Source organism: Microbacterium sp. BH-3-3-3, from assembly GCF_001792815.1.
Lineage (GTDB): Bacteria > Actinomycetota > Actinomycetes > Actinomycetales > Microbacteriaceae > Microbacterium.
The window spans coordinates 714306-732870 of record NZ_CP017674.1 but is presented as its reverse complement, the minus strand read 5'-3'; the positions used below and the strand labels follow the sequence as shown (position 1 = coordinate 732870).

The window sequence follows — 18565 nt, the reverse complement described above, 5'->3', positions numbered from 1 at the left end:
CCGGCGTGCCGCACCGCGGCGTACCCGCTCCCCGCACTCCGGCGTGCCGGCTCACCGCACCCCGGCGTGCCCGCTCACCGCACCCCGGGCGGCACAGGCACCACGCCGGCGGCCACCATGCGGCCCAGATCGCGTCGACTCGCTGCCCCCACCTTCAAGCGCGCCTGGTACACGTGCGATTCGACCGTGCGTACCGACAGGAACAGTCGCGTCGCGATCTCCCGGTTCGTCAGGCCCTCGACGACCAGCACGGCGATCTCGTGCTCGCGTCGGGTCAGTTCCTCGCCCGAGGCCAGGGCTGGGGAGTGCGCGGGGAGCCGCTCGATCCCTCCCGGTTCCGCCGACCGCTCGCCGTGATCCGCGGTCCACAGGTTGTGCAGGCGCAACTCGTCGACGGGAGTCGATTCCTCTTCCGCCGAACGGGCCGACAACCGCCGCACCGCCTCGGCGGCGAGGGGGAGGTCTGTGGTGGCGGCGAGCTGGATCAGTTCGTCGGTCTCTTCCCGGGTGGCTGCTCCCAGGGTCGATAGGCGGAAGAGGTCGCGGATCCGCAGCGCCGCGGCGGTCGTCCCGGCCGTCACTTCGGCCGCCGCACGAGCGGTCGCCCGTGCCTCCTCGTCTCGCCCTTCGGCCGCGAGGATGGTCGTTTCGACGTACCGCATGCCGTGGAGGAGCATCGGGCTGGCTTCCAGGTCCAGACTCGCCAAAGAGGCGCGTGCCTCCTTGGTTCGTCCGCTCATCGCGAGTTCCTCGGCGACGCCGAGCTCGATCATCGCGGCGTTCGAATCCGTGACGGCGAGCGGCTGCCGGCCGAGCGCCGCCTCCCACTCCCGCTGCGACTCCACCGGTCGGCCCTCGCCGGCGAAGGCGATGGAGGCGGCAGCCCCCGCGAGCGTCAGCTCGGCGGCCCCGCCCTCGCGTGCCGCGATGTGCAGCTCTTCGTCGAGCCGCTGGCGCACGTCGTTTCCATCGGCCCCCGCCACCTGGTATCCGGCGAGCATGAACATCACGGCTGACAATCGGTCCTTGGCGGAGATCCCCGTGACCTTCTGGCGGGAATCCAAGAGTCTTTCCGCGGCGCGGTAGTACCGGTAGGCGGCGCTCCACCCGCCGCGAAAGGCCGCCGAGGTTCCGGCGGTGATGAGTGCGCGCAGACGCGCCTCGGACGACGCGGCCTGCACCGCCACGGCTTGAGCCGCGAGGTCGGCGGCCGCAGCCCAGTCGAGGGCGTCGCCCGCTTGGCCGGATCGCACGAGTAAGACTTCGATCCGGGTGTCCGCGTCACCCTCGGCACGCGGGGCTGCGGAGTCCGGGGCGCTCGCGCGCCGTCGCGCGCGCAGCCGGGCGAGTCGCCGAAGGACGTCGCGATCCGACGCGTCGACGCCGGACTCGGAATCGCTCCATCCGCCGCTGGCCAGCACCGCCTCCAGTCGGAGGTCGGGGTGATCGTAGGCGCGCAGGCCCCGTGCGGCGTGTGCGGCCGCGTGAGCGGAATCGCCTCGATCGTTGGCGATCCTCGCCGCGTCGAGCGCGATCCGTGCGCGGACGAGGGGATCGACCTGCGGGGCGTCGGCCGACGAGGAACCGTCACGGTGCCACTTCTCGGCGACGTGGAGCGAGATCGGCAGGCTCCACCATTCGTCTGCCTCGGCCAGCATGCGCTCACAGGCGGCGTCGATGACCGCGCGCACGCACGCCGACCCGAGTTGACGTTCGCCCTCGCGCGCGATCAGATCGTTCGCCGTGAGGCGCCGAGCCGGAGTGCCGTCGGCGTGCATCAGTCCGCCGGCCACCAGACCGTCGACGGTGTCGGACGGGAACAGGCGTGTCGCCACGCTGAGCTCGAGGTGGGGGAGTCGGTGGACGACGGAGAGGCACATGAGGTCGTCGGGGGCGATGTCGGCGACGTGACTCTCGACAGCGACGGCCAGGCGGCTCTGCGGTGCGATGTTCTCGAGCGCGCGGAGGGGATCACGTCCCGCGGCCACGGCCGAGAGGGCCTCGAGAAGGAGGTGCCGCAGAAGCGTGCGGGAGCCGTCGGCGCGCCACACGAGCCCCGCGCGGGTGGCGCTGTCGAGAGCCTCACTCCCGGGGAAGAAGGCCACGAGCTCCTCGGCGTCGACGGAGATGAGCTCACCGAGATCGATCCGCTTCGCGAAGCCGTCGTGCCACAGCCCCAGGGCGAGGCGCTGCGCGTCGGATTCTGCGGTGGGGCGGGCTGCCCGTGCCCGCGCGGTGCGCACGCCGATGAGGACGGTGACCCGCCGCGCGGCCGCCGCGCGGACGATCGCGGTCGTGGAGGCGGTATCGAGCGCGTCGACGTCGTCGACGATCACGATGGTGCGGGCGGAGTCGGGTGGCGGGCCGTCCCGCAGAGCGGCCGCCCGAGGATCGTCGGTGGCGTCGATCGCGCCGAACGGGATGTCGCTCAGGAGGGTGGACGGACGCAGCACGACGGGCGCAGGCCCCCAGCGTTCGAGCTCGGCGGCGACGGTGCGGAGCAGGTAGCTCCGTCCACTTCCTCGTGGCCCCGCCACCACGAGAGAGGTCCCCTCTCGCAGTCGGGATGCCAGCGCGCCGGCATTCCTGTCTGCCCCCACGAGGGCTTTCGCCCACTCCCTCGATCGTTCTTTCCGCATGCCCATCTCCCCCCGGAAAAAACCCGCAGGCGGACGGGTTATGGCGTACGACCGAAAGGCTACCTACTGAGCGCAGCATCTTCCGGCCTCTATCCGCAGCGTATTGCGCCTTTTGCGCCGAAGGCGGCAGACAGGTAGTCCCCATCTCTCGAGACCAGTAGTGCCCCCCAGTAGTCTCCGGCGACGAAGGTCGCTCCGATCCTGTCCTCGTGGCGCCGAGATCCCGCCCGAGGCGCGTCCCGCCCCGGCGCTTAGACTTGCTCGCATCATGACGACCCCCGTTTCCTCCCCGACGCTCATCGCTCCCTCTCCCGCCGCACAGGGCGAGACGGGCGCCCGCACCTACGAGGTGCGCACCTTCGGATGCCAGATGAACGTCCACGATTCGGAGCGCCTGTCGGGATCGCTCGAGAGCGCGGGATACGTCCGCGCCGATGTCGGGTCCGAGGCCGACGTCGTCGTGATCAACACGTGCGCCGTGCGAGACAACGCCGCCGGCAAGCTGTACGGCACGTTGGGGCACCTGAAGTCCCGCAAGGACGCCCACGCGGGCATGCAGATCGCGGTCGGCGGGTGCCTGGCGCAGATGGACAAGGACGCCGTGCAGCAGAAGGCGCCGTGGGTCGATGTCGTCTTCGGCACGCACAACATGGGATCGCTGCCCGGAATGCTCGAGCGCGCCCGCCACAACGGCGAGGCCGAGCTCGAGATCCTCGAGTCGCTCGAGATCTTCCCCTCCACCCTGCCCACCAAGCGCGACTCGGTGCACAGCGGCTGGGTGTCGATCTCGGTGGGATGCAACAACACCTGCACGTTCTGCATCGTGCCGAGCCTGCGCGGCAAAGAGAAAGACCGTCGCCCCGGCGACATCCTGAACGAGATCCGCCTGCTGGTCGACGACGGTGCCATCGAGGTCACCCTCCTGGGCCAGAACGTCAATTCGTACGGCGTCGAATTCGGCGACCGTCTCGCCTTCGGCAAGCTCCTGCGCGCGGCCGGCGAGATCGAGGGCCTCGAGCGCATCCGGTTCACGAGCCCGCACCCCGCCGCGTTCACCGACGACGTCATCGCGGCGATGGCCGAGACGCCCGCCGTCATGCCGCAGTTGCACATGCCGTTGCAGTCCGGTTCCGACCGCGTGCTCAAGGCGATGCGCCGGTCTTACCGGAGCGAGAAGTTCCTCGGCATCCTGGATCGGGTGCGTGAGCGCATGCCGCACGCGGCCATCACGACCGACATCATCGTGGGCTTCCCCGGCGAGACCGAGGAGGACTTCCTCGAGACGTTGCGGGTCGTCGAGGCATCGAGGTTCGCGACCGCCTTCACGTTCCAGTACTCCATCCGCGAGGGGACGCCGGCGGCCACCATGCCCGACCAGGTCCCGAAGGCCGTCGTGCAGGAGCGCTACGAGCGGCTCATGGCGCTGCAGGACCGCATCGCGGCCGAAGAGAACCAGAAGCAGCTCGGACGCACGCTCGAGGTGCTCGTCTCGGCCGGCGAGGGCAAGAAGGACGCCGCGACGCACCGCCTCACCGGTCGCGCCGAAGACAATCGTCTCGTGCACTTCGAGGTGCCGGCGGGCTCTCCCGTCCCACGCCCCGGCGACGTGGTCTCGGTCACCGTGACGCACGCCGCGCCCTTCCACCTGCTGGCCGACGCGCCCGATGCCGCCCCCCTGCGCATCCGTCGGACGCGCGCGGGAGATGCCTGGGACCGTTCGCAGGCGGAGTCCTGCGGCGTCCCGGCGCCGGCGGGCGACGCCGCGACCCCGCGCGCGGTCTCGCTCGGTCTGCCGTCCCTGCGCGTCGGAGTGTGAGTTCCGCCGCGCCGCGCGTGTGGGCCGTCGTCGGGGCCACCGGCACCGGCAAGACGGGGCTCTCCCTCGATCTCGCCGAGGCCCTCGCCGCCCGCGGACGCGCGGCCGAGATCGTGAACGCCGACGCCATGCAGCTGTACCGGGGCATGGACATCGGGACCGCGAAACTCCCGGTCGGTGACCGCCACGGCATCGCGCATCACCTCTTCGACGCTCTCGCCGTGACCGACGAGGCGGCGGTGGCCTGGTATCAGGATGCCGCCCGCGCGGCGATCGCCCAGATCCACGGGCGCGGAGCCGACGCGATCCTCGTGGGCGGCTCCGGCCTGTACGTCTCCGGAGTGCTGTGGGACTTCCGGTTCCCCCCGCGCGACGAGGCCGTCCGGGCGCGGCTCGAGGCGGAGCTCGACCGTCTCGGCGCGGGTGCGCTGTACGCGCGCCTGCGCGAGGCCGATCCCGCCGCCGCCGAGCGCATCGATCCGCGCAACGGTCGCCGGGTGGTGCGGGCACTCGAGGTGCTGGCGCAGGGCGGCGAGACGCACGGCGGCGCCCTTCCCTCCGCGCCGGAGTTCTGGCATCCCGATACCCGGATCATCGCGACGACCGTCGACCGCGAACAGCTCGTGCCGCTCCTCGACGCCCGCGTCGAGGGCATGTGGGCCGCCGGCATGGTCGACGAGGTCGAGCGGCTGCGCGGCGACGGGCTCGAGCGCGGGGTCACCGCCGCACGGGCGATCGGGTACGCACAGGCCCTCTCGCAGCTCCGCGGCGACCTGACACGAGACGAGGCGGTGGCCGAGACGCAGGCCCTCACTCGTCGGTACGCGCGGCGACAGGTGTCGTGGTTCCGCCGCTACGCCGAGGCTCGATGGGTCGACGCCCGCACCGTGGATGCCACGACCCTGATGTCCGCGGGGGAGGCGGGGGAGTGAGCATCATCGTGCGGAGCTTCGAGCTCGACGACGAGGACGCCGTCGTCGCCCTCTGGGAGGAGGCGGGTCTCACCCGACCGTGGAACGACCCCCGAGCCGACATCCGCCGCAAGCTCACGGTGCAGCCGGAGTTGTTCCTCGTGGCCGTCGACGGCGACACCGTGGTCGGCAGCGTCATGTCGGGCTACGACGGCCACCGCGGATGGCTCTACTACCTGGCCGCGGCGGCGTCGCACCGCGGTCGAGGTGTCGGTCGCCTGCTCGTGGCCGAGGCGGAGCGGCTGCTCGAGGCGCTCGGCTGTCCGAAGGTGCAGCTCATGGTGCGTCCCGAGAACACGGGTGCCCGGGGCTTCTACGACGCCCTGGGGTACGAACCGTTCGAGACGTGGGCCACCGGGAAGAGGCTCGTCGTCGACGGACCGGGCGGACCGCCGCCACCCGGCTGAGCGCGGCGGTCTGCGTTCCCGGCGCTGGCCTCACGCGTCGGGCCCACGGGTCTATCGCCGACCCGCGCCCGCTCGTGTCAGTCCCGGACGGTGATGCCACGGTCCGCGGCCAGGAGCGGGGCCAGCTGCTGCAGCTGCATCGACGAGATGGTCGCGCCTCGCAGCGCCGACAGACCCGCGAGGCCTTCCAGCTCGGCGCCGCGGAGGTCGGTGTGCTGCAGCGTCGCCTGCTCGACGATGAGCTGCGAGATCCGGGTGCCGTTCGCGGCGAAGCGGGTGACCCGGGACTGCCCCAGGTCGAGTTCGTCGATCGTGCAGTCGGTGAAGGCGACGTCTTGCAGGTGGGACCCGCGCAGGTTCACGAATCCGAGTCGGCAGTTGACGAAATGCACGCCGTTCCAGGTCGACTCGTAGGCCTCGAGCGATCCCGTACGCGAACCCTCGATCTCGACGTCGCGCCACGTGGTCCGCGCCGACCGGACGATCGGCACGTCCCAGCCCGACAGCGCGGATTCGGACAGGTGCGCGTACCGCAGCGTGACCTCGGGCACGCGGAGGCCTTCGATGCGGCACAGCGTCAGTTCCGCGCTCTCGAGGTCGAGACCGTCGATGCGGAGGTCGCGGAACGACAGCCCCTCCAGGGCCGCCCGGGGAGCGAGGGCCGCAGGCGCTCCGGCATCGAGATCGTCCAGCGGAGGGCGATCGAACGAGGGCGCGACCAGGGCGGCGGGCTTGGGCATGGGTCTCCTCGAATCGGACGGGGCGGAGGGCTGGGACAGCCTAGCGACCGCCGCGAGGAGCGCGTGCAGTCACCCGCGCGGTGCCGTTTCGCAGACGCCCCGGGAAGCGACCCCGACGCCCGCTCCTAGACTGGTCGCATGGCGACTCTCGCGTTCACCAAAGGCCACGGCACCGGCAACGATTTCGTGGTCGTGGCCGACCCCGACGGCGAGCTCGACCTGTCCGCCGCGCAGATCGCCGCGCTCTGCGACCGCCACTTCGGCATCGGTGCCGACGGCCTGCTGCGCGTGGTGCGCTCCTCGGCGATCGACGAGGGGGCGGATGCCATGGCATCCGGCGCCGAGTGGTTCATGGACTATCGCAACGCCGACGGGTCCGCGGCAGAGATGTGCGGGAACGGCACGCGCGTGTTCGCCCGCTACCTCACCGACACCGGCCTCGCCTCGATCGAGGGAGGCCTGCGCATCGGCACCCGCGCGGGGGTCAAGACCCTCACCCGCAGCGATCGCGGCTTCGAGGTCGATCTGGGGGCCTACGCGATCGAGGCGGAAGAGACCCTCGTCCGCGCGAAGGGGCTTCCGGTGGCGCGACCGGGCGTGGGCATCGACGTGGGCAACCCGCACGTCGTCGTCGCGCTGTCGTCCGAGGCGGAGCTCGACGGCCTCGAGCTCGCCTACCAGCCGGTGCTCGATCCCGCGCCGCGGCACGGGGCGAACGTGGAGTTCGTCGTTCCCGCCGATCCGCTGGTGCGTGACGGCGTCGGCGCGATCCGCCTGCGCGTCTTCGAACGCGGAGTCGGCGAGACGCTCAGCTGCGGCACCGGCGTCGCGGCCGCCGCCCTGGCCGTGCGGCACTGGGCGGGGGCGGCTGCTCCCGACTCGTGGGTCGTGGACACCCCCGGCGGCACGCTCGGGGTGCGGGTCGCCGAGGGGCGCGTGTTCTTGTCGGGGCCGGCATCGCTGGTGTTCACCGGCGAGGTCGCACTGGCCTGAGCTTGTCGATGGACCGCGGTCCGGCGCGAGCCGAGGGGCATCCGGCCGACGGTCGGGATCGTCGCTGCGCCTGAACGACGGCGACTCAGGCGATGATGTCGATCGGCTCGCTCGGCGGCGAGCCGTGACGGCGCACCCGGAGCACACGGAAACCGCGCCCGGTGGCGGCCCGCTGCACGCTGTAGCCGTTCTCGAACGTCGTGGACAGCCAGCGCTGCAGCGAGTCGGAGCCGAGGTTGCGCTGCACGACGAACCACCCGTCGCTGCGCTCGGTGAGCCGCGGGATCCAGTGCTCGAGCATGCCGTGCAGTTCGCTCTTGCCCACGCGGATCGGCGGGTTCGACCGGATGGTCCGGAACGACACGTCGTCGGGAACATCTTCCGGTCGCACCGCGTTGATGTTGGTGAGGCCGAGGGACTGTGCGTTCCGCCTCACGAGATCGAGAGCACGTTCGTTGACGTCGACCGCCCAGATGGTCGCGTGCGGTGAGGCGAGCGCGAGCGACAACGAGATCGGACCCCACCCGCACCCCAGGTCGAGGAAGTCCCCGCCGGCGGGAGGGGGAGGGGTGTTGTGCAGCAGCACCGAGGTTCCGGCATCCACGTGATCGGGACTGAAGACGCCACCCGCCGTCACGGCCTCGAATTCGCGCCCCGCGAGTGTCACTCGGATACGGCGGAGCTGTTCGGGACTCGACGGCGACGCGCTGAAGTAGTGCTCGCTCCCCATCCCCACAGAATATCCGACCCGGCCGCGCGACGCCGCGGGCGGCTAAAGTGCGAGAACACCAGGAGAAACCGCGGGAACACCCGCGGACGGAAGGAACACATGACCGAACAGACCACACCCCCGAGCACGGACGCGACGCCGGTCGACCCGGTGGACCGCGTGCTGTCGCGCGCCGAAGCGCACCGCGGGGTCCGGGTCTTCGGTGCAGCGCAGGCGCTCCAAGACGCCTCCACGGCCTACGGCGGCGACGCCGACGGCGACCAGTGGGACCGCGAGGAACGCGCAGCGCTGCGCCGCGTGGCCGGTTTGTCGACCGAGCTCGAAGACGTCACCGAGGTCGAGTACCGCCAGCTGCGCCTCGAGAACGTCGTTCTCGTCGGCGTGCACCCGCAGGGCGAGCAGGCCGATGCCGAGAACTCCCTGCGCGAGCTGTCGGCGCTGGCCGAGACCGCCGGGGCCGTCGTGCTCGACGGCGTTCTGCAGCGCCGTCCGCATCCGGATCCCGCGACCTACGTCGGTCGGGGTAAGGCGGCGGAGCTGCGCGACATCGTCGCCGCCGTCGGCGCCGACACCGTGATCGCCGACACCGAGCTCGCCCCCAGCCAGCGTCGCGCGCTCGAAGACGTCGTGAAGGTGAAGGTGATCGACCGCACCACGGTGATCCTCGACATCTTCAGCCAGCACGCGAAGAGCCGCGAGGGCAAGGCGCAGGTCGAGCTCGCGCAGCTCGAATACCTGCTGCCGCGTCTGCGCGGCTGGGGTGACTCGATGTCGCGCCAGGCTGGTGGACAGGTCGGTGCCGGAGGCGCGGGCATGGGCTCGCGCGGTCCGGGTGAGACGAAGATCGAGCTCGATCGTCGTCGCATCCGCACGAAGATGGCTCTGCTGCGCAAGCAGCTGCGCGACTTCGCCCCGGCGCGCGAGGCCAAGCGTGCCGAGCGCAAGCGTCACACCATCCCGTCGGTCGCGATCGCCGGGTACACCAACGCCGGAAAATCCAGCCTGCTCAACCGCCTCACCAGCGCGGGCGTGCTGGTCGAGAACGCGCTGTTCGCGACCCTGGATGCCACGGTCCGCCGTTCCGAGACGACCGACGGGCGCGTGTACACGCTGACCGACACGGTCGGCTTCGTGCGCAACCTGCCGCACCAGCTCGTCGAGGCGTTCCGCTCGACGTTGGAAGAGGTCGGCGACGCCGACGTCATCCTGCACGTCGTCGACGCGTCGCATCCCGATCCGGCCGCGCAGCTGATGACGGTGCGCGACGTGATGGGCGATGTCGACGCGAACTTCGGTCAGGAGATCGTCGTCTTCAACAAGGCCGACCTCGTGACCGAGGACGAACGCCTGGTGCTGCGCGGCCTCGCCCCGAACGCGAAGTTCGTCTCGTCGCGCACGGGCGAGGGGATCGAGGAGCTTCGCGCCGCCATCGAGGACGCTCTGCCCCTCCCCGCCGTCGAGGTGCAGGCGGTCGTCCCGTACGACCGTGGTGACCTCGTGTCGGCCGTGCACGAGAGCGGACTCATCGTGGCGCAGGAGCACCGCGACACGGGGACGTTCCTGCACGCTCACGTGGGGGCGCGCCTGGCGGCCGAGCTGGAGCAGTTCGCGGCCTGACGGCCGTCGCACGACGGGCCCCCTCCGATCGCGGTGGGGGCCCGTCGGCGTGCGGTTCGGGGGCGCGCACCGTCGACGCCGACCTCGCCCTCGACGCTCTCCCGACGCGCGCGCCGACGCCTCGGCTTTTCCCGCACCGAGAGCCTGCTTCGCCCGCTTCAGCCGCGCGACAGCCTCAGCTCAGCTCCAGCGGCGGAACCCCGGGGGTCTCGAAGCCGAAAACCGCCCCGAGGAAGCCCAGTTCGCGTCGCAGGGAGTCGATCACCGTCTCGGCGCGGCGGAAGCCGTGGCCCTCGCCCTCGTACAGGACGTACGCGTGGGGAACCTCGTGCGCCGCGAGGGCGTCACGGATCGCCTCGGCCTGCGACGGCGGCACGACCCGGTCCTCGCTTCCCTGCAGGATGAGCAGGGGAACGCGGAAGCGCTCGGGATGGCTCAGAGGCGAGCGCTCCACATACACCGCTTCGGCCTCGGGCAGCGGTCCGATCAGGCCGTCGAGATACCGGGCCTCGAAGTCGTGAGTGTCTTCGGCGAGGGCACGGGCGTCGCCCACGCCGTAGCGCGAGATCCCGGCCGAGAACACGTCGGTGTTCGTCACGGCGGCGAGCACCGTCCATCCGCCGGCGGAGCCGCCGGCGATCGCCAGGCGCTCGGGGTCGGCCAGACCCGCCTCGGCGAGGGCGGAGGCCGCGGCGGCGACGTCATCGACATCGACCACGCCCCACTGACCCTTCAGCCGGTCACGGTAGTCGCGACCGTATCCGGTGGAACCGCCGTAGTTCACGTCGAGCACGCCGATGCCGCGGCTCGTGAAGAACGCCGTCTTGGCTGACGGCGCCGGACCCACGTGCGAGGTGGGGCCACCGTGCACGAGCACGACGTAGGGCGGGCGCTCGTTCTCGGGCGCGGCGACGTCGGGGTTCGTGGGCGCGTAGGCGAAAGCGTGCACGGGTCCGTGCGGCCCCTCGGTCTCGAGGGCGCGGGCCGTCGGCATCCATTCGTCGCCCCAGGCCCCGGATCCACCGGTCACCAGGTCGACGGTGCCGGCGTCGAGGTCGACCGCCCACAGCCCCGAGCGGCCGCCGGCGTCGGAGCCCGACACGAGCACGCGGTGCCCGCGCACGTCATCGATCGCCGCGCCGGCCACGACGGGCACGTCCACCGGACGCACGCCGGACGGCGCGATTTCGACGATCTCGTCGGCACCGTCGGTGCGGACGGCGACGATGCGCCCGTCGTCGGTCGCTCCGAACCACCGCGTCCCGAGCACCCACAGCCCGCCGCCCGTGTCGGCGTCGACCGGCGACACCGGCTGCGGCTCGCCGTCGAGGGGACGGCGGAACAGGTTCCACCGGCCGTCGGGGTCGTCGGCGTACAACAGCTCGTCGTCGCCGAGCCACACGGGCTGCAGCGGAGCGCGGCGCGGGGTGTCGGCGATCTCGCGCACCTCGCCGGTGCCGATCTCGGTCACGCGCAGGGTCGTGGCATCCCAAGGCATGTCGGGGTGGTTCCACGCCACCCACGCGAGAGACCGGCCGTCGGGCGACAGCGCGGGCTGCGCGACGAAGTCGCTGCCCTCGGCGAGCACGTCGACGGCGCCGTCGAGCGAGATGCGCACGATGGCGCGTGCGGGAACGCGGTTACTCCCGTGCGTCTCGCGGACGGCGAGCAGGGTGCCGTGCTCGAACCGCAACCCGCCGTGGCGCACCGTGTCGTCGGCCGGCGTCAGCGCGCGCGCCTCGCCGCCCGGGCGAAGGGCGTAGACGCGCTGGTCGGTCTTCTCGACGTAGAACAGCTCCCCGTCGTCGGAGGCGGTCCAAGCCCCGCCGCCGTATTCGTGAACGGCGGAACGGGCGTTGGCGGGTGCGGGCAGCACCGCCTCGACCGCACCGTCGGTGCGGCGCCGCTTCACCGCGACGCGACCCGCCTCGGCGGGCACGGATTCCGCCCACCACACCTCATCGCCGACGAACAGCGCGCCGTCGATGCGGGGGGAGGACTGCGCCACCGACTCGGGAGTGATCGGGGAGGGCCAGGAACCGTAGGGGAGGGTGTCTGCCATCACTCCAGCGTAGGCCGGGGCTCCGACATCCGTCGGGGGCGGGCACGCCGGACGAGCAGGACGCCCGCGATGCCCGCGACGAGGCCGATGCCCAGAACCGTGCTCGCGGTGCCCACGAGACCGGACGACAGCTGCCGCACCACGGCGTCGACCCCGGCGGCGTCGAAGCCCCGCAGAACGGCGGTGCGGTGCGCCTGCGCCGCGCCCACGGCGACCGCCACGAGCACCGTGGCCGAGCCGACGGCGACCGCGATGCCGGCGCCGATCAGCGCGCGCCGTCGACGGGGAGCGACGACGACCCCGCCGACCAGGAGCACGCCCACGAGCAGGGGTGCCGCCACTCCCGCCGTGGTGGCGGCCGCGTACGCCGACCGCACGGCCTGCAGCGTCGTTCCGTCGCCGAGGACCACGACCCGGTCGATCGGGGGGACCAGCGCGGCCACGGGCGATCCCTGCAGGTCCAGCTCGGCGACGATCGCCGAGACCACCCCGCCGATCTGCACGCCCAGGCCGTCCGGGGACTGCACGATGATGCCACCACCGTCGGAGGTGGCTCCGAAGACGAAGGCGCGGTGCGCGGTGCGCACGACCCCCGACCAGACGTCGGAGAACCGATCGGAGTGCACCACGTCGGTCACCGCCTGCCGCGTGATCGATCGCAGCGAGTCGGCCGACGGCTGTGCCACCAGGCCGAGGACGCGCGCCGCTTCCTGCGGCACGCCGAGGGCGACGAGACCGTCGACGCCCGCGCCCGCGATCGCCGAGAAGTCGACCGACGCCGAGATGGCGCTCGTCGTCTCGGCGATGACGAGGTCTTGCACGGCGGGGTCGGACGAGAGGGGCGCGAGAGTGGCGACGAAGGAGTCCTCATCGACGAGCTGCACGCGCGCCCACGAGGCGACGAGGGCCAGCGGCGTGAGCAGGGCCACCACGATCAGCACCACGACGGATGCCGTGACGCGCACCACGGGTGACGGCTTCGCGACGCGTTTCGTCGAGGTCGATGCGGTCGAGGGCGGGCCGACGGTCATGGCGCCATTGTGGCCCGCCGCCGCGACGCACGGTTCACACCGCGCGCAGCACCGCCACGATGCGCCCGAGCACGACGGCCTCGTCGCCGAGGATGGGCTCGAACGCGCTGTTGCGGGGGAGCAGCCAGGTGTGGCCGTCACGGCGACGGAACGTCTTCACCGTTGCCTCGCCGTCGAGCATCGCGGCCACGATCTCGCCGTTCTCCGCATTCGCCTGCGAGCGCACGACCACCCAGTCGCCGTCGCAGATCGCCGCATCGATCATCGAGTCGCCCGAGACCTTGAGCATGAATAACTCGCCCTTGCCGACGAGCTGGCGGGGGAGGGGGAAGATCTCCTCCACGTGCTGGTCGGCGGTGATGGGCACGCCCGCCGCGATCCGGCCCACCAGGGGCACGAGGGCGGCGTCGCCCACGGCGGGGGCGGAGTCGGCGGGGTTCTCGGCGGCGGTGCCGGGAAGGTCGATCAGCACCTCCATGGCGCGGGTCTTACCCGGGTCGCGGCGCAGATAGCCGCTGAGCTCGAGCTGGTTCAGCTGATGCGTGACGCTCGACAGCGACTTCAGGCCGACGGCGTCGCCGATCTCGCGCATGCTCGGCGGATAACCGTGCCGCGCGATCGATCGCTGGATGACTTCGAGGATCGCGAGCTGCTTGTCGCTGAGGTTCTTGCGCCGTCGCGTCTGCGGTCGTTCGCGCCCTGCGGCGGTCGTCGCGTCGGTCATCTGTGCTCCCCTCGCGCCGCGGGAAGGGCGGCGGAAATTCGAATGTCGGAGGTTGGTGATGAGGTCTCCGTGTCGAAACCGTATCCGGTCGACGACACGAATGACACGGAGCCGCACGCGTGTCGCGTTCGATTCGTTTCCGACAACCGGTGTGTTGACACCGTCGCAGTATCGAAGATAGATTCGGAATACAGATTCGCACACCGCCCTCCCGGCCGAGGGCGGGGTGCGAATCTCTCCCCACCAAGGAGCACACCATGAGCAGCATCACCTCCACCGCCTCGACGACCCGCCTGCGTATCACCGCCCGCGGGCGCCGTGTCGTCGCCTTCGTCGTCGCCCTCCCGCTCGCCGTCGCCCTGGGCGTCGCCGCCGTCGGTGGGGGAGCAGCACTCGCCTCGGGCGACGCCGGCGCACCGGCCGGTTCGTTCACGGAGATCACGGTCATGAGCGGCGAGACCCTGTGGTCGATCGCCGAAGACATCGCCCCCGCGGCCGATCCGCGCGACGTCGTCGCCGAGATCACGCGTCTGAACGCCCTCCAGGGCGGCTCGCTCGCGGCCGGTCAGCGCATCGCGATCCCCACCGAGTACATCCAGGCCGGCTGACCTCCGCGGGTGCGCGATGAGCCGCTCCTCGGCACGCCGCCTACGATGGGTGGGGTGACCGTACGCCTCGACGACCTGCCTCTTCGCGACGATCTGCGGGGGATGACCCCCTACGGAGCCCCGCAGGCCGCCCTGCCCGTGGCTCTCAACGTGAATGAGAACACGCATCCGGTTCCGCCCGAGGTGGCCGATGACATCCTCGACGCCGTGGCTCGGGCCTTGCGCGACGTCAACCGGTATCCCGACCGCGAGTTCACCGCTCTCCGAGAGAGCTTCGCCGCATACCTCGGTCATGGCCTGACGCGCGAGCAGATCTGGGCGGCCAACGGCTCCAACGAGGTGCTCCAGCACATCCTGCAGGCCTTCGGTGGACCGGGCCGGACGGCCATGGGCTTCGCACCCACCTACTCGATGTACCCGATCCTCACCCGCGCGACGGGCGCGCGATGGATCGCCGGGGAACGCGCGCACGACTTCTCGCTGAGCGCCGAGGCCGCCGCGGCCCAGGTGCGTGAGCACCGCCCCGACATCGTCTTCCTCTGCGCGCCGAACAACCCCACGGGTACCCCGCTGCGTCTCGATGTGATCGAGGCCGTGTACGCCGAGACCGACGGCATCGTGATCGTCGACGAGGCTTACCAGGAGTTCGCTCCGCGTGACGAGCCCTCGGCCGTGTCGCTGCTGCCCGGTCGCCCGCGTCTGGTGGTGTCGCGCACCATGAGCAAGGCCTTCGCCTTCGCCGGCGCACGCGTGGGGTACCTGGCGGCCGATCCTGCTCTGGTCGACGCGCTGCGACTCGTCCGTCTTCCGTACCACTTGAGCGCGCTCACGCAGGCCGCGGCGACGGCGGCCCTCGTGCACGCCGAGACGATGCTGTCGATGGTCGACGAGATCGTCGCGCAGCGCGACCGCATCTCGGCCACCGTGGCCGCCCTCGGGTACACCGCCCACGAGTCGTGGACGAACTTCGTGCTCTTCGGCGGCGTCGACGACCCCGCCGCCACGTGGAAGGCGCTGTACGACCGCGGTGTGCTCATCCGCGACGTCGGCATCGCGCACCACCTGCGTGTCACGGCCGGTACCGACGACGAGACCACCGCGTTCCTCGACGCCCTCGCCTCGGTAGGATCGCGGTCATGACCGGCCCCGCCACGCCCCGTACCGCCTCGATCACGCGCGAGACGAGCGAGTCGCGTATCGAACTCGAACTCGACCTCGACGGTCGCGGGGTCAGCGACATCCAGACCACGGTGCCGTTCTTCGACCACATGCTCACGGCCTTCGCCAAGCACTCGCTGACCGATCTGCGGGTGCGCGCGACGGGCGACACCCACATCGACGCCCACCACACGGTCGAGGACACCGCGATCGTGCTCGGTCAGGCGATTCGTCAGGCCCTGGGCGACAAGTCGGGGATCGCCCGCTACGGCGACGCGCTCGTTCCCCTCGACGAGGCGCTGGCGCAGGCGGTCGTCGACATCAGCGGTCGCCCGTACCTCGTGCACACCGGTGAGCCCGTGGGCTTCGAGCACCACCTCATCGGCGGCCACTTCACCGGTTCGCTCGTGCGTCACACGTTCGAGGCCATCTCGATCCACGCCGGCCTCACGGTGCACGTGCGCGTTCTGGGTGGGCGCGACCCGCACCACATCGCCGAGGCCGAGTACAAGGCGCTCGCGCGCGCCTTCCGTCAGGCCAAGGCCCTCGACCCGCTGGTCGACGGCATCCCCAGCACCAAGGGTGCGTTGTGACGCGCAAGCCCGTCGTCGCGGTCCTCGATTACGGTTCCGGCAACGTCCACTCGGCCGTCAAGGCGCTCATCGAAGCCGGTGCCGACGCCCGACTGACCTCCGACCGCGCGCTTCTCCTCGACGCCGACGGGCTCCTCGTGCCCGGTGTGGGTGCCTACAGCGCGGTGATGGGGGCCTTGAACGCCAGCCGCGGGGGAGAGATCATCGACCGGCGGCTCGCCGGGGGCCGCCCGGTGCTCGGTATCTGCGTCGGCATGCAGGTGATGTTCGAGCGGGGGGTCGAGCGCGGTGCCGACACCCCCGGGCTCGGTGAGTGGCCGGGCACGGTGCACGAGCTCGAAGCGCCCGTACTCCCGCACATGGGTTGGAACACCGTGGCGTCCGGAGACGGGTCGCGCCTGTTCCAGGGCATCGAGAAGGAGCGCTTCTACTTCGTGCACTCGTACGCGGCGCAGCAGTGGTCGCTCGAGGTCACGCCGCCGTTCCCGGAGCCCGTGCTGACGTGGTGCACGTATGGCGCACCGTTTCTCGCGGCGGTCGAGAACGGTCCGCTGTCGGCGACGCAGTTCCACCCCGAGAAGTCGGGCGAAGCCGGCATCCGGCTCCTGGCCAATTGGATCGACGGGCTGCGCACGACTACTGTGTGACCTCGTGCCCAGGCTCGGCGAAGTGCGCTGACGGGTGCGAGGAGCCATGAACGATTTCGCGTCGACGCCCGAACTTGTCCTGCTTCCCGCGGTCGATGTGGCCGACGGCAAAGCCGTCCGCCTGACCCAGGGTGAGGCCGGCACCGAGACCAGCTACGGCGACCCCGTCGACGCCGCCGCGGACTTCGCACGCCAGGGCGCTCAGTGGATCCACCTCGTCGACCTCGACGCCGCCTTCGGTCGCGGCAACAACGCCGCGGTGATGCGCAAGGTCATCAAGCAGGTCAAGGGCGTGCAGGTCGAGCTGTCGGGCGGCATCCGCGACGACCGCTCCCTCGAGGCCGCCCTCGAGAGCGGCGCGAGCCGCATCAACCTCGGCACGGCCGCACTCGAGAACCCCGAGTGGGCCGCCGATGTCATCAACCGTTACGGCGAGGCGATCGCCGTCGGCCTCGACGTGCGCGGCACCACGCTCGCCGCGCGCGGCTGGACCCGCGACGGCGGCGACCTGTGGACCGTCCTCGACCGGCTCGAAGACGCCGGCTGCAGCCGCTACGTCGTCACCGACGTCACCAAAGACGGCACGCTCCGCGGCCCGAACATCGAACTGCTGCGCGAGATGACGCAGCGCACCCCGAAGCCGATCGTGGCGTCGGGCGGGGTGTCGAGCCTCGACGACATCGCGGCGCTGCGCGACCTGGTGCCGCTCGGCGTCGAAGGCGCGATCGTGGGCAAGGCACTGTACGCGGGGCAGTTCACCCTCGCTGAGGCACTGGATGTCGCCGGACACTGACGGTCCGCACGGCCACGGCGCGCACGGGCACGACCAGCGTGCGCACGCTCCGCACACGGACGCCCTCCATTCGGACGCCGCCAACGCGGATTCCGCCGGCGTGCCGTGGGAGGGACGCAGCTTCCAATCCAACCCGCACTCGGGTGACGACGGTTCTGCCGACCCCGCCCTGCTCGCAGCTCTTCTGGCGTTCCGCGCCGGTGAGGGCGACGCGCGTGCGGTGGTCGACGCCTACCGCGAGGCGCGCCTGCTGATCCCGCTCGTCGCCGAGAAGGGCGACCACGGCATCGGCGCGCACGGCCTCGAGGTCGACAAGACGCAGGAGCTGTCGATCGTGACGGTCGCCGCTCCCGACGGCCGCAAGGTCCTGCCGGTGTTCACGTCGGTGACGGCGCTGCAGACCTGGGACGCCCTGGCCCGACCGGTTCCCGCCGACGGGCGTCGCACGGCCCTGGCCGCAGCCTCCGAGGACACCGAGCTCATCGTCGTCGATCCGGGTTCGGAGACGGAGTTCGTCATCCGCCGCCCCGCCGTCTGGGCGATCGCACAGGGCGAGGCGTGGGAGCCCGCGCACACGTCGCCCACGATCTTCACCGGCCTGCAGGAGAGCATCTCGGGCGAGCTGGCCGTGCTCGATCTGGCCGTCGAAGCGGGAGACCCGACCGGACGCCTCCGCGGTCCCGAGCTGGTGGTGCATCTGCAGCTGATGTCGGGTCTCGCGCAGGAGGAATTGGATGCCGTGCTCGCCCGCGTCGCCCGCCGCTGGGCCGCCGACGACCGCATCGCCGTGCTCGTCGACTCCCTGACGGTCAAGCTGCACCGCAGCACCGAGGCCTGAGTCCCGCGTTCTTCCGGGAGCCTGTCTGCCGGGAGTGGGCAGCGTCGTCCGTAGGGGGAGGGGCCCACTGCCCCCTACCCCTACGGGTGTCACGGTGCAGTCGGCCTGCGGCACAGGGCGCAGGGATGCCATCCTCCCGAGGCAATCGGGGAAGGGGCACCGCCTCATACCCCTACGGGTGTCACGGTGGAGTCGGCC

General features: G+C 71.5%; 17 protein-coding genes. 11 read left to right on the top strand and 6 right to left on the bottom strand.

The genetic code is table 11. The annotated features are described in order from the left end of the window. Nucleotides 1–74: 74 nt before the first annotated feature. Nucleotides 75–2639, bottom strand: coding sequence for a LuxR C-terminal-related transcriptional regulator (locus BJP65_RS03470; RefSeq protein ID WP_156784799.1), 2565 nt, complete (start codon nucleotides 2637–2639; stop codon nucleotides 75–77). 268 nt (nucleotides 2640–2907) lie between these two features. Between BJP65_RS03470 and miaB the strand changes: the two genes are divergently transcribed. Genes miaB through BJP65_RS03455 form a run of 3 tightly spaced genes read left to right on the top strand, consistent with a single transcriptional unit; the run spans nucleotide 2908 to nucleotide 5833 of the window. Further along, nucleotides 2908–4455 carry a tRNA (N6-isopentenyl adenosine(37)-C2)-methylthiotransferase MiaB gene (miaB, locus tag BJP65_RS03465; protein WP_070408220.1) on the top strand — a complete coding sequence of 516 codons (1548 nt, stop codon included), beginning with the start codon at nucleotides 2908–2910 and terminating at the stop codon, nucleotides 4453–4455. Further along, nucleotides 4452–5387, top strand: coding sequence for a tRNA (adenosine(37)-N6)-dimethylallyltransferase MiaA (gene miaA / locus BJP65_RS03460; RefSeq protein WP_070408219.1), 936 nt, complete (start codon nucleotides 4452–4454; stop codon nucleotides 5385–5387). The genes miaB and miaA overlap by 4 nt, the downstream gene beginning before the upstream one ends. Next, nucleotides 5384–5833 (top strand): GNAT family acetyltransferase, encoded by a 450-nt coding sequence (locus tag BJP65_RS03455; protein ID WP_070408218.1) that lies wholly within the window; start codon nucleotides 5384–5386, stop codon nucleotides 5831–5833. The genes miaA and BJP65_RS03455 overlap by 4 nt, the downstream gene beginning before the upstream one ends. A 77-nt stretch (nucleotides 5834–5910) precedes the next feature. Here BJP65_RS03455 and BJP65_RS03450 read toward each other — a convergent pair whose 3' ends face one another. Further along, nucleotides 5911–6573: a pentapeptide repeat-containing protein gene (locus tag BJP65_RS03450; RefSeq protein ID WP_070408217.1), complete on the bottom strand. Its 663-nt coding sequence runs from the start codon at nucleotides 6571–6573 to the stop codon at nucleotides 5911–5913. Nucleotides 6574–6711: 138 nt separating this feature from the next. On the opposite strand from BJP65_RS03450, the gene dapF reads away from it, so the two are divergent. Beyond that, nucleotides 6712–7566 carry a diaminopimelate epimerase gene (gene dapF / locus BJP65_RS03445; protein ID WP_070408216.1) on the top strand — a complete coding sequence of 285 codons (855 nt, stop codon included), beginning with the start codon at nucleotides 6712–6714 and terminating at the stop codon, nucleotides 7564–7566. An 85-nt stretch (nucleotides 7567–7651) separates the two neighbouring features. On the opposite strand, the gene BJP65_RS03440 is transcribed toward dapF, so the two are convergent. Further along, nucleotides 7652–8296, bottom strand: coding sequence for a class I SAM-dependent methyltransferase (locus BJP65_RS03440; protein ID WP_055937108.1), 645 nt, complete (start codon nucleotides 8294–8296; stop codon nucleotides 7652–7654). 99 nt (nucleotides 8297–8395) lie between these two features. Between BJP65_RS03440 and hflX the strand changes: the two genes are divergently transcribed. Next, nucleotides 8396–9913 (top strand): GTPase HflX, encoded by a 1518-nt coding sequence (gene hflX / locus BJP65_RS03435; protein WP_055835183.1) that lies wholly within the window; start codon nucleotides 8396–8398, stop codon nucleotides 9911–9913. Between the two features lie 175 nt (nucleotides 9914–10088). On the opposite strand, the gene BJP65_RS03430 is transcribed toward hflX, so the two are convergent. The 3 genes from BJP65_RS03430 to lexA are packed head-to-tail and all read right to left on the bottom strand — an operon-like array spanning nucleotide 10089 to nucleotide 13730. Beyond that, nucleotides 10089–11975, bottom strand: a complete 1887-nt coding sequence (locus tag BJP65_RS03430) for a prolyl oligopeptidase family serine peptidase (RefSeq protein WP_070408215.1) — start codon at nucleotides 11973–11975, stop codon at nucleotides 10089–10091. After that, nucleotides 11975–13006 (bottom strand): hypothetical protein, encoded by a 1032-nt coding sequence (locus tag BJP65_RS03425; RefSeq protein ID WP_070408214.1) that lies wholly within the window; start codon nucleotides 13004–13006, stop codon nucleotides 11975–11977. The genes BJP65_RS03430 and BJP65_RS03425 overlap by 1 nt, the downstream gene beginning before the upstream one ends. Before the next feature lie 34 nt (nucleotides 13007–13040). Further along, nucleotides 13041–13730: a transcriptional repressor LexA gene (gene lexA / locus BJP65_RS03420; RefSeq protein WP_055835192.1), complete on the bottom strand. Its 690-nt coding sequence runs from the start codon at nucleotides 13728–13730 to the stop codon at nucleotides 13041–13043. 257 nt (nucleotides 13731–13987) lie between these two features. Between lexA and BJP65_RS03415 the strand changes: the two genes are divergently transcribed. From BJP65_RS03415 to BJP65_RS03390, 6 genes are read left to right on the top strand one after another with little or no spacing between them, the layout of a single operon-like run. Beyond that, a complete protein-coding gene (locus BJP65_RS03415) occupies nucleotides 13988–14338 on the top strand; it encodes a LysM peptidoglycan-binding domain-containing protein (RefSeq protein WP_055835195.1) in 351 nt (116 codons plus the stop codon). A 45-nt stretch (nucleotides 14339–14383) separates the two neighbouring features. Then, nucleotides 14384–15478, top strand: a complete 1095-nt coding sequence (locus BJP65_RS03410; protein WP_082509313.1) for a histidinol-phosphate transaminase — start codon at nucleotides 14384–14386, stop codon at nucleotides 15476–15478. Beyond that, nucleotides 15475–16089, top strand: coding sequence for an imidazoleglycerol-phosphate dehydratase HisB (gene hisB, locus BJP65_RS03405; protein WP_070408213.1), 615 nt, complete (start codon nucleotides 15475–15477; stop codon nucleotides 16087–16089). Before BJP65_RS03410 ends, hisB begins: the two co-directional genes overlap by 4 nt. Beyond that, the gene (gene hisH / locus BJP65_RS03400; RefSeq protein WP_070408212.1) at nucleotides 16086–16736 is read left to right on the top strand and encodes an imidazole glycerol phosphate synthase subunit HisH; all 651 of its coding nucleotides are present in this window, start codon (nucleotides 16086–16088) and stop codon (nucleotides 16734–16736) included. Before hisB ends, hisH begins: the two co-directional genes overlap by 4 nt. A 46-nt stretch (nucleotides 16737–16782) precedes the next feature. After that, entirely contained in the window at nucleotides 16783–17529 is a 747-nt protein-coding gene (priA, locus tag BJP65_RS03395; protein ID WP_055835208.1) for a bifunctional 1-(5-phosphoribosyl)-5-((5-phosphoribosylamino)methylideneamino)imidazole-4-carboxamide isomerase/phosphoribosylanthranilate isomerase PriA, read from the top strand. Further along, on the top strand, nucleotides 17513–18367 hold the full coding sequence (locus BJP65_RS03390) for an SseB family protein (protein WP_083285689.1): 855 nt from the start codon (nucleotides 17513–17515) through the stop codon (nucleotides 18365–18367). Before priA ends, BJP65_RS03390 begins: the two co-directional genes overlap by 17 nt. The last annotated feature ends 198 nt before the right edge of the window (nucleotides 18368–18565 follow it).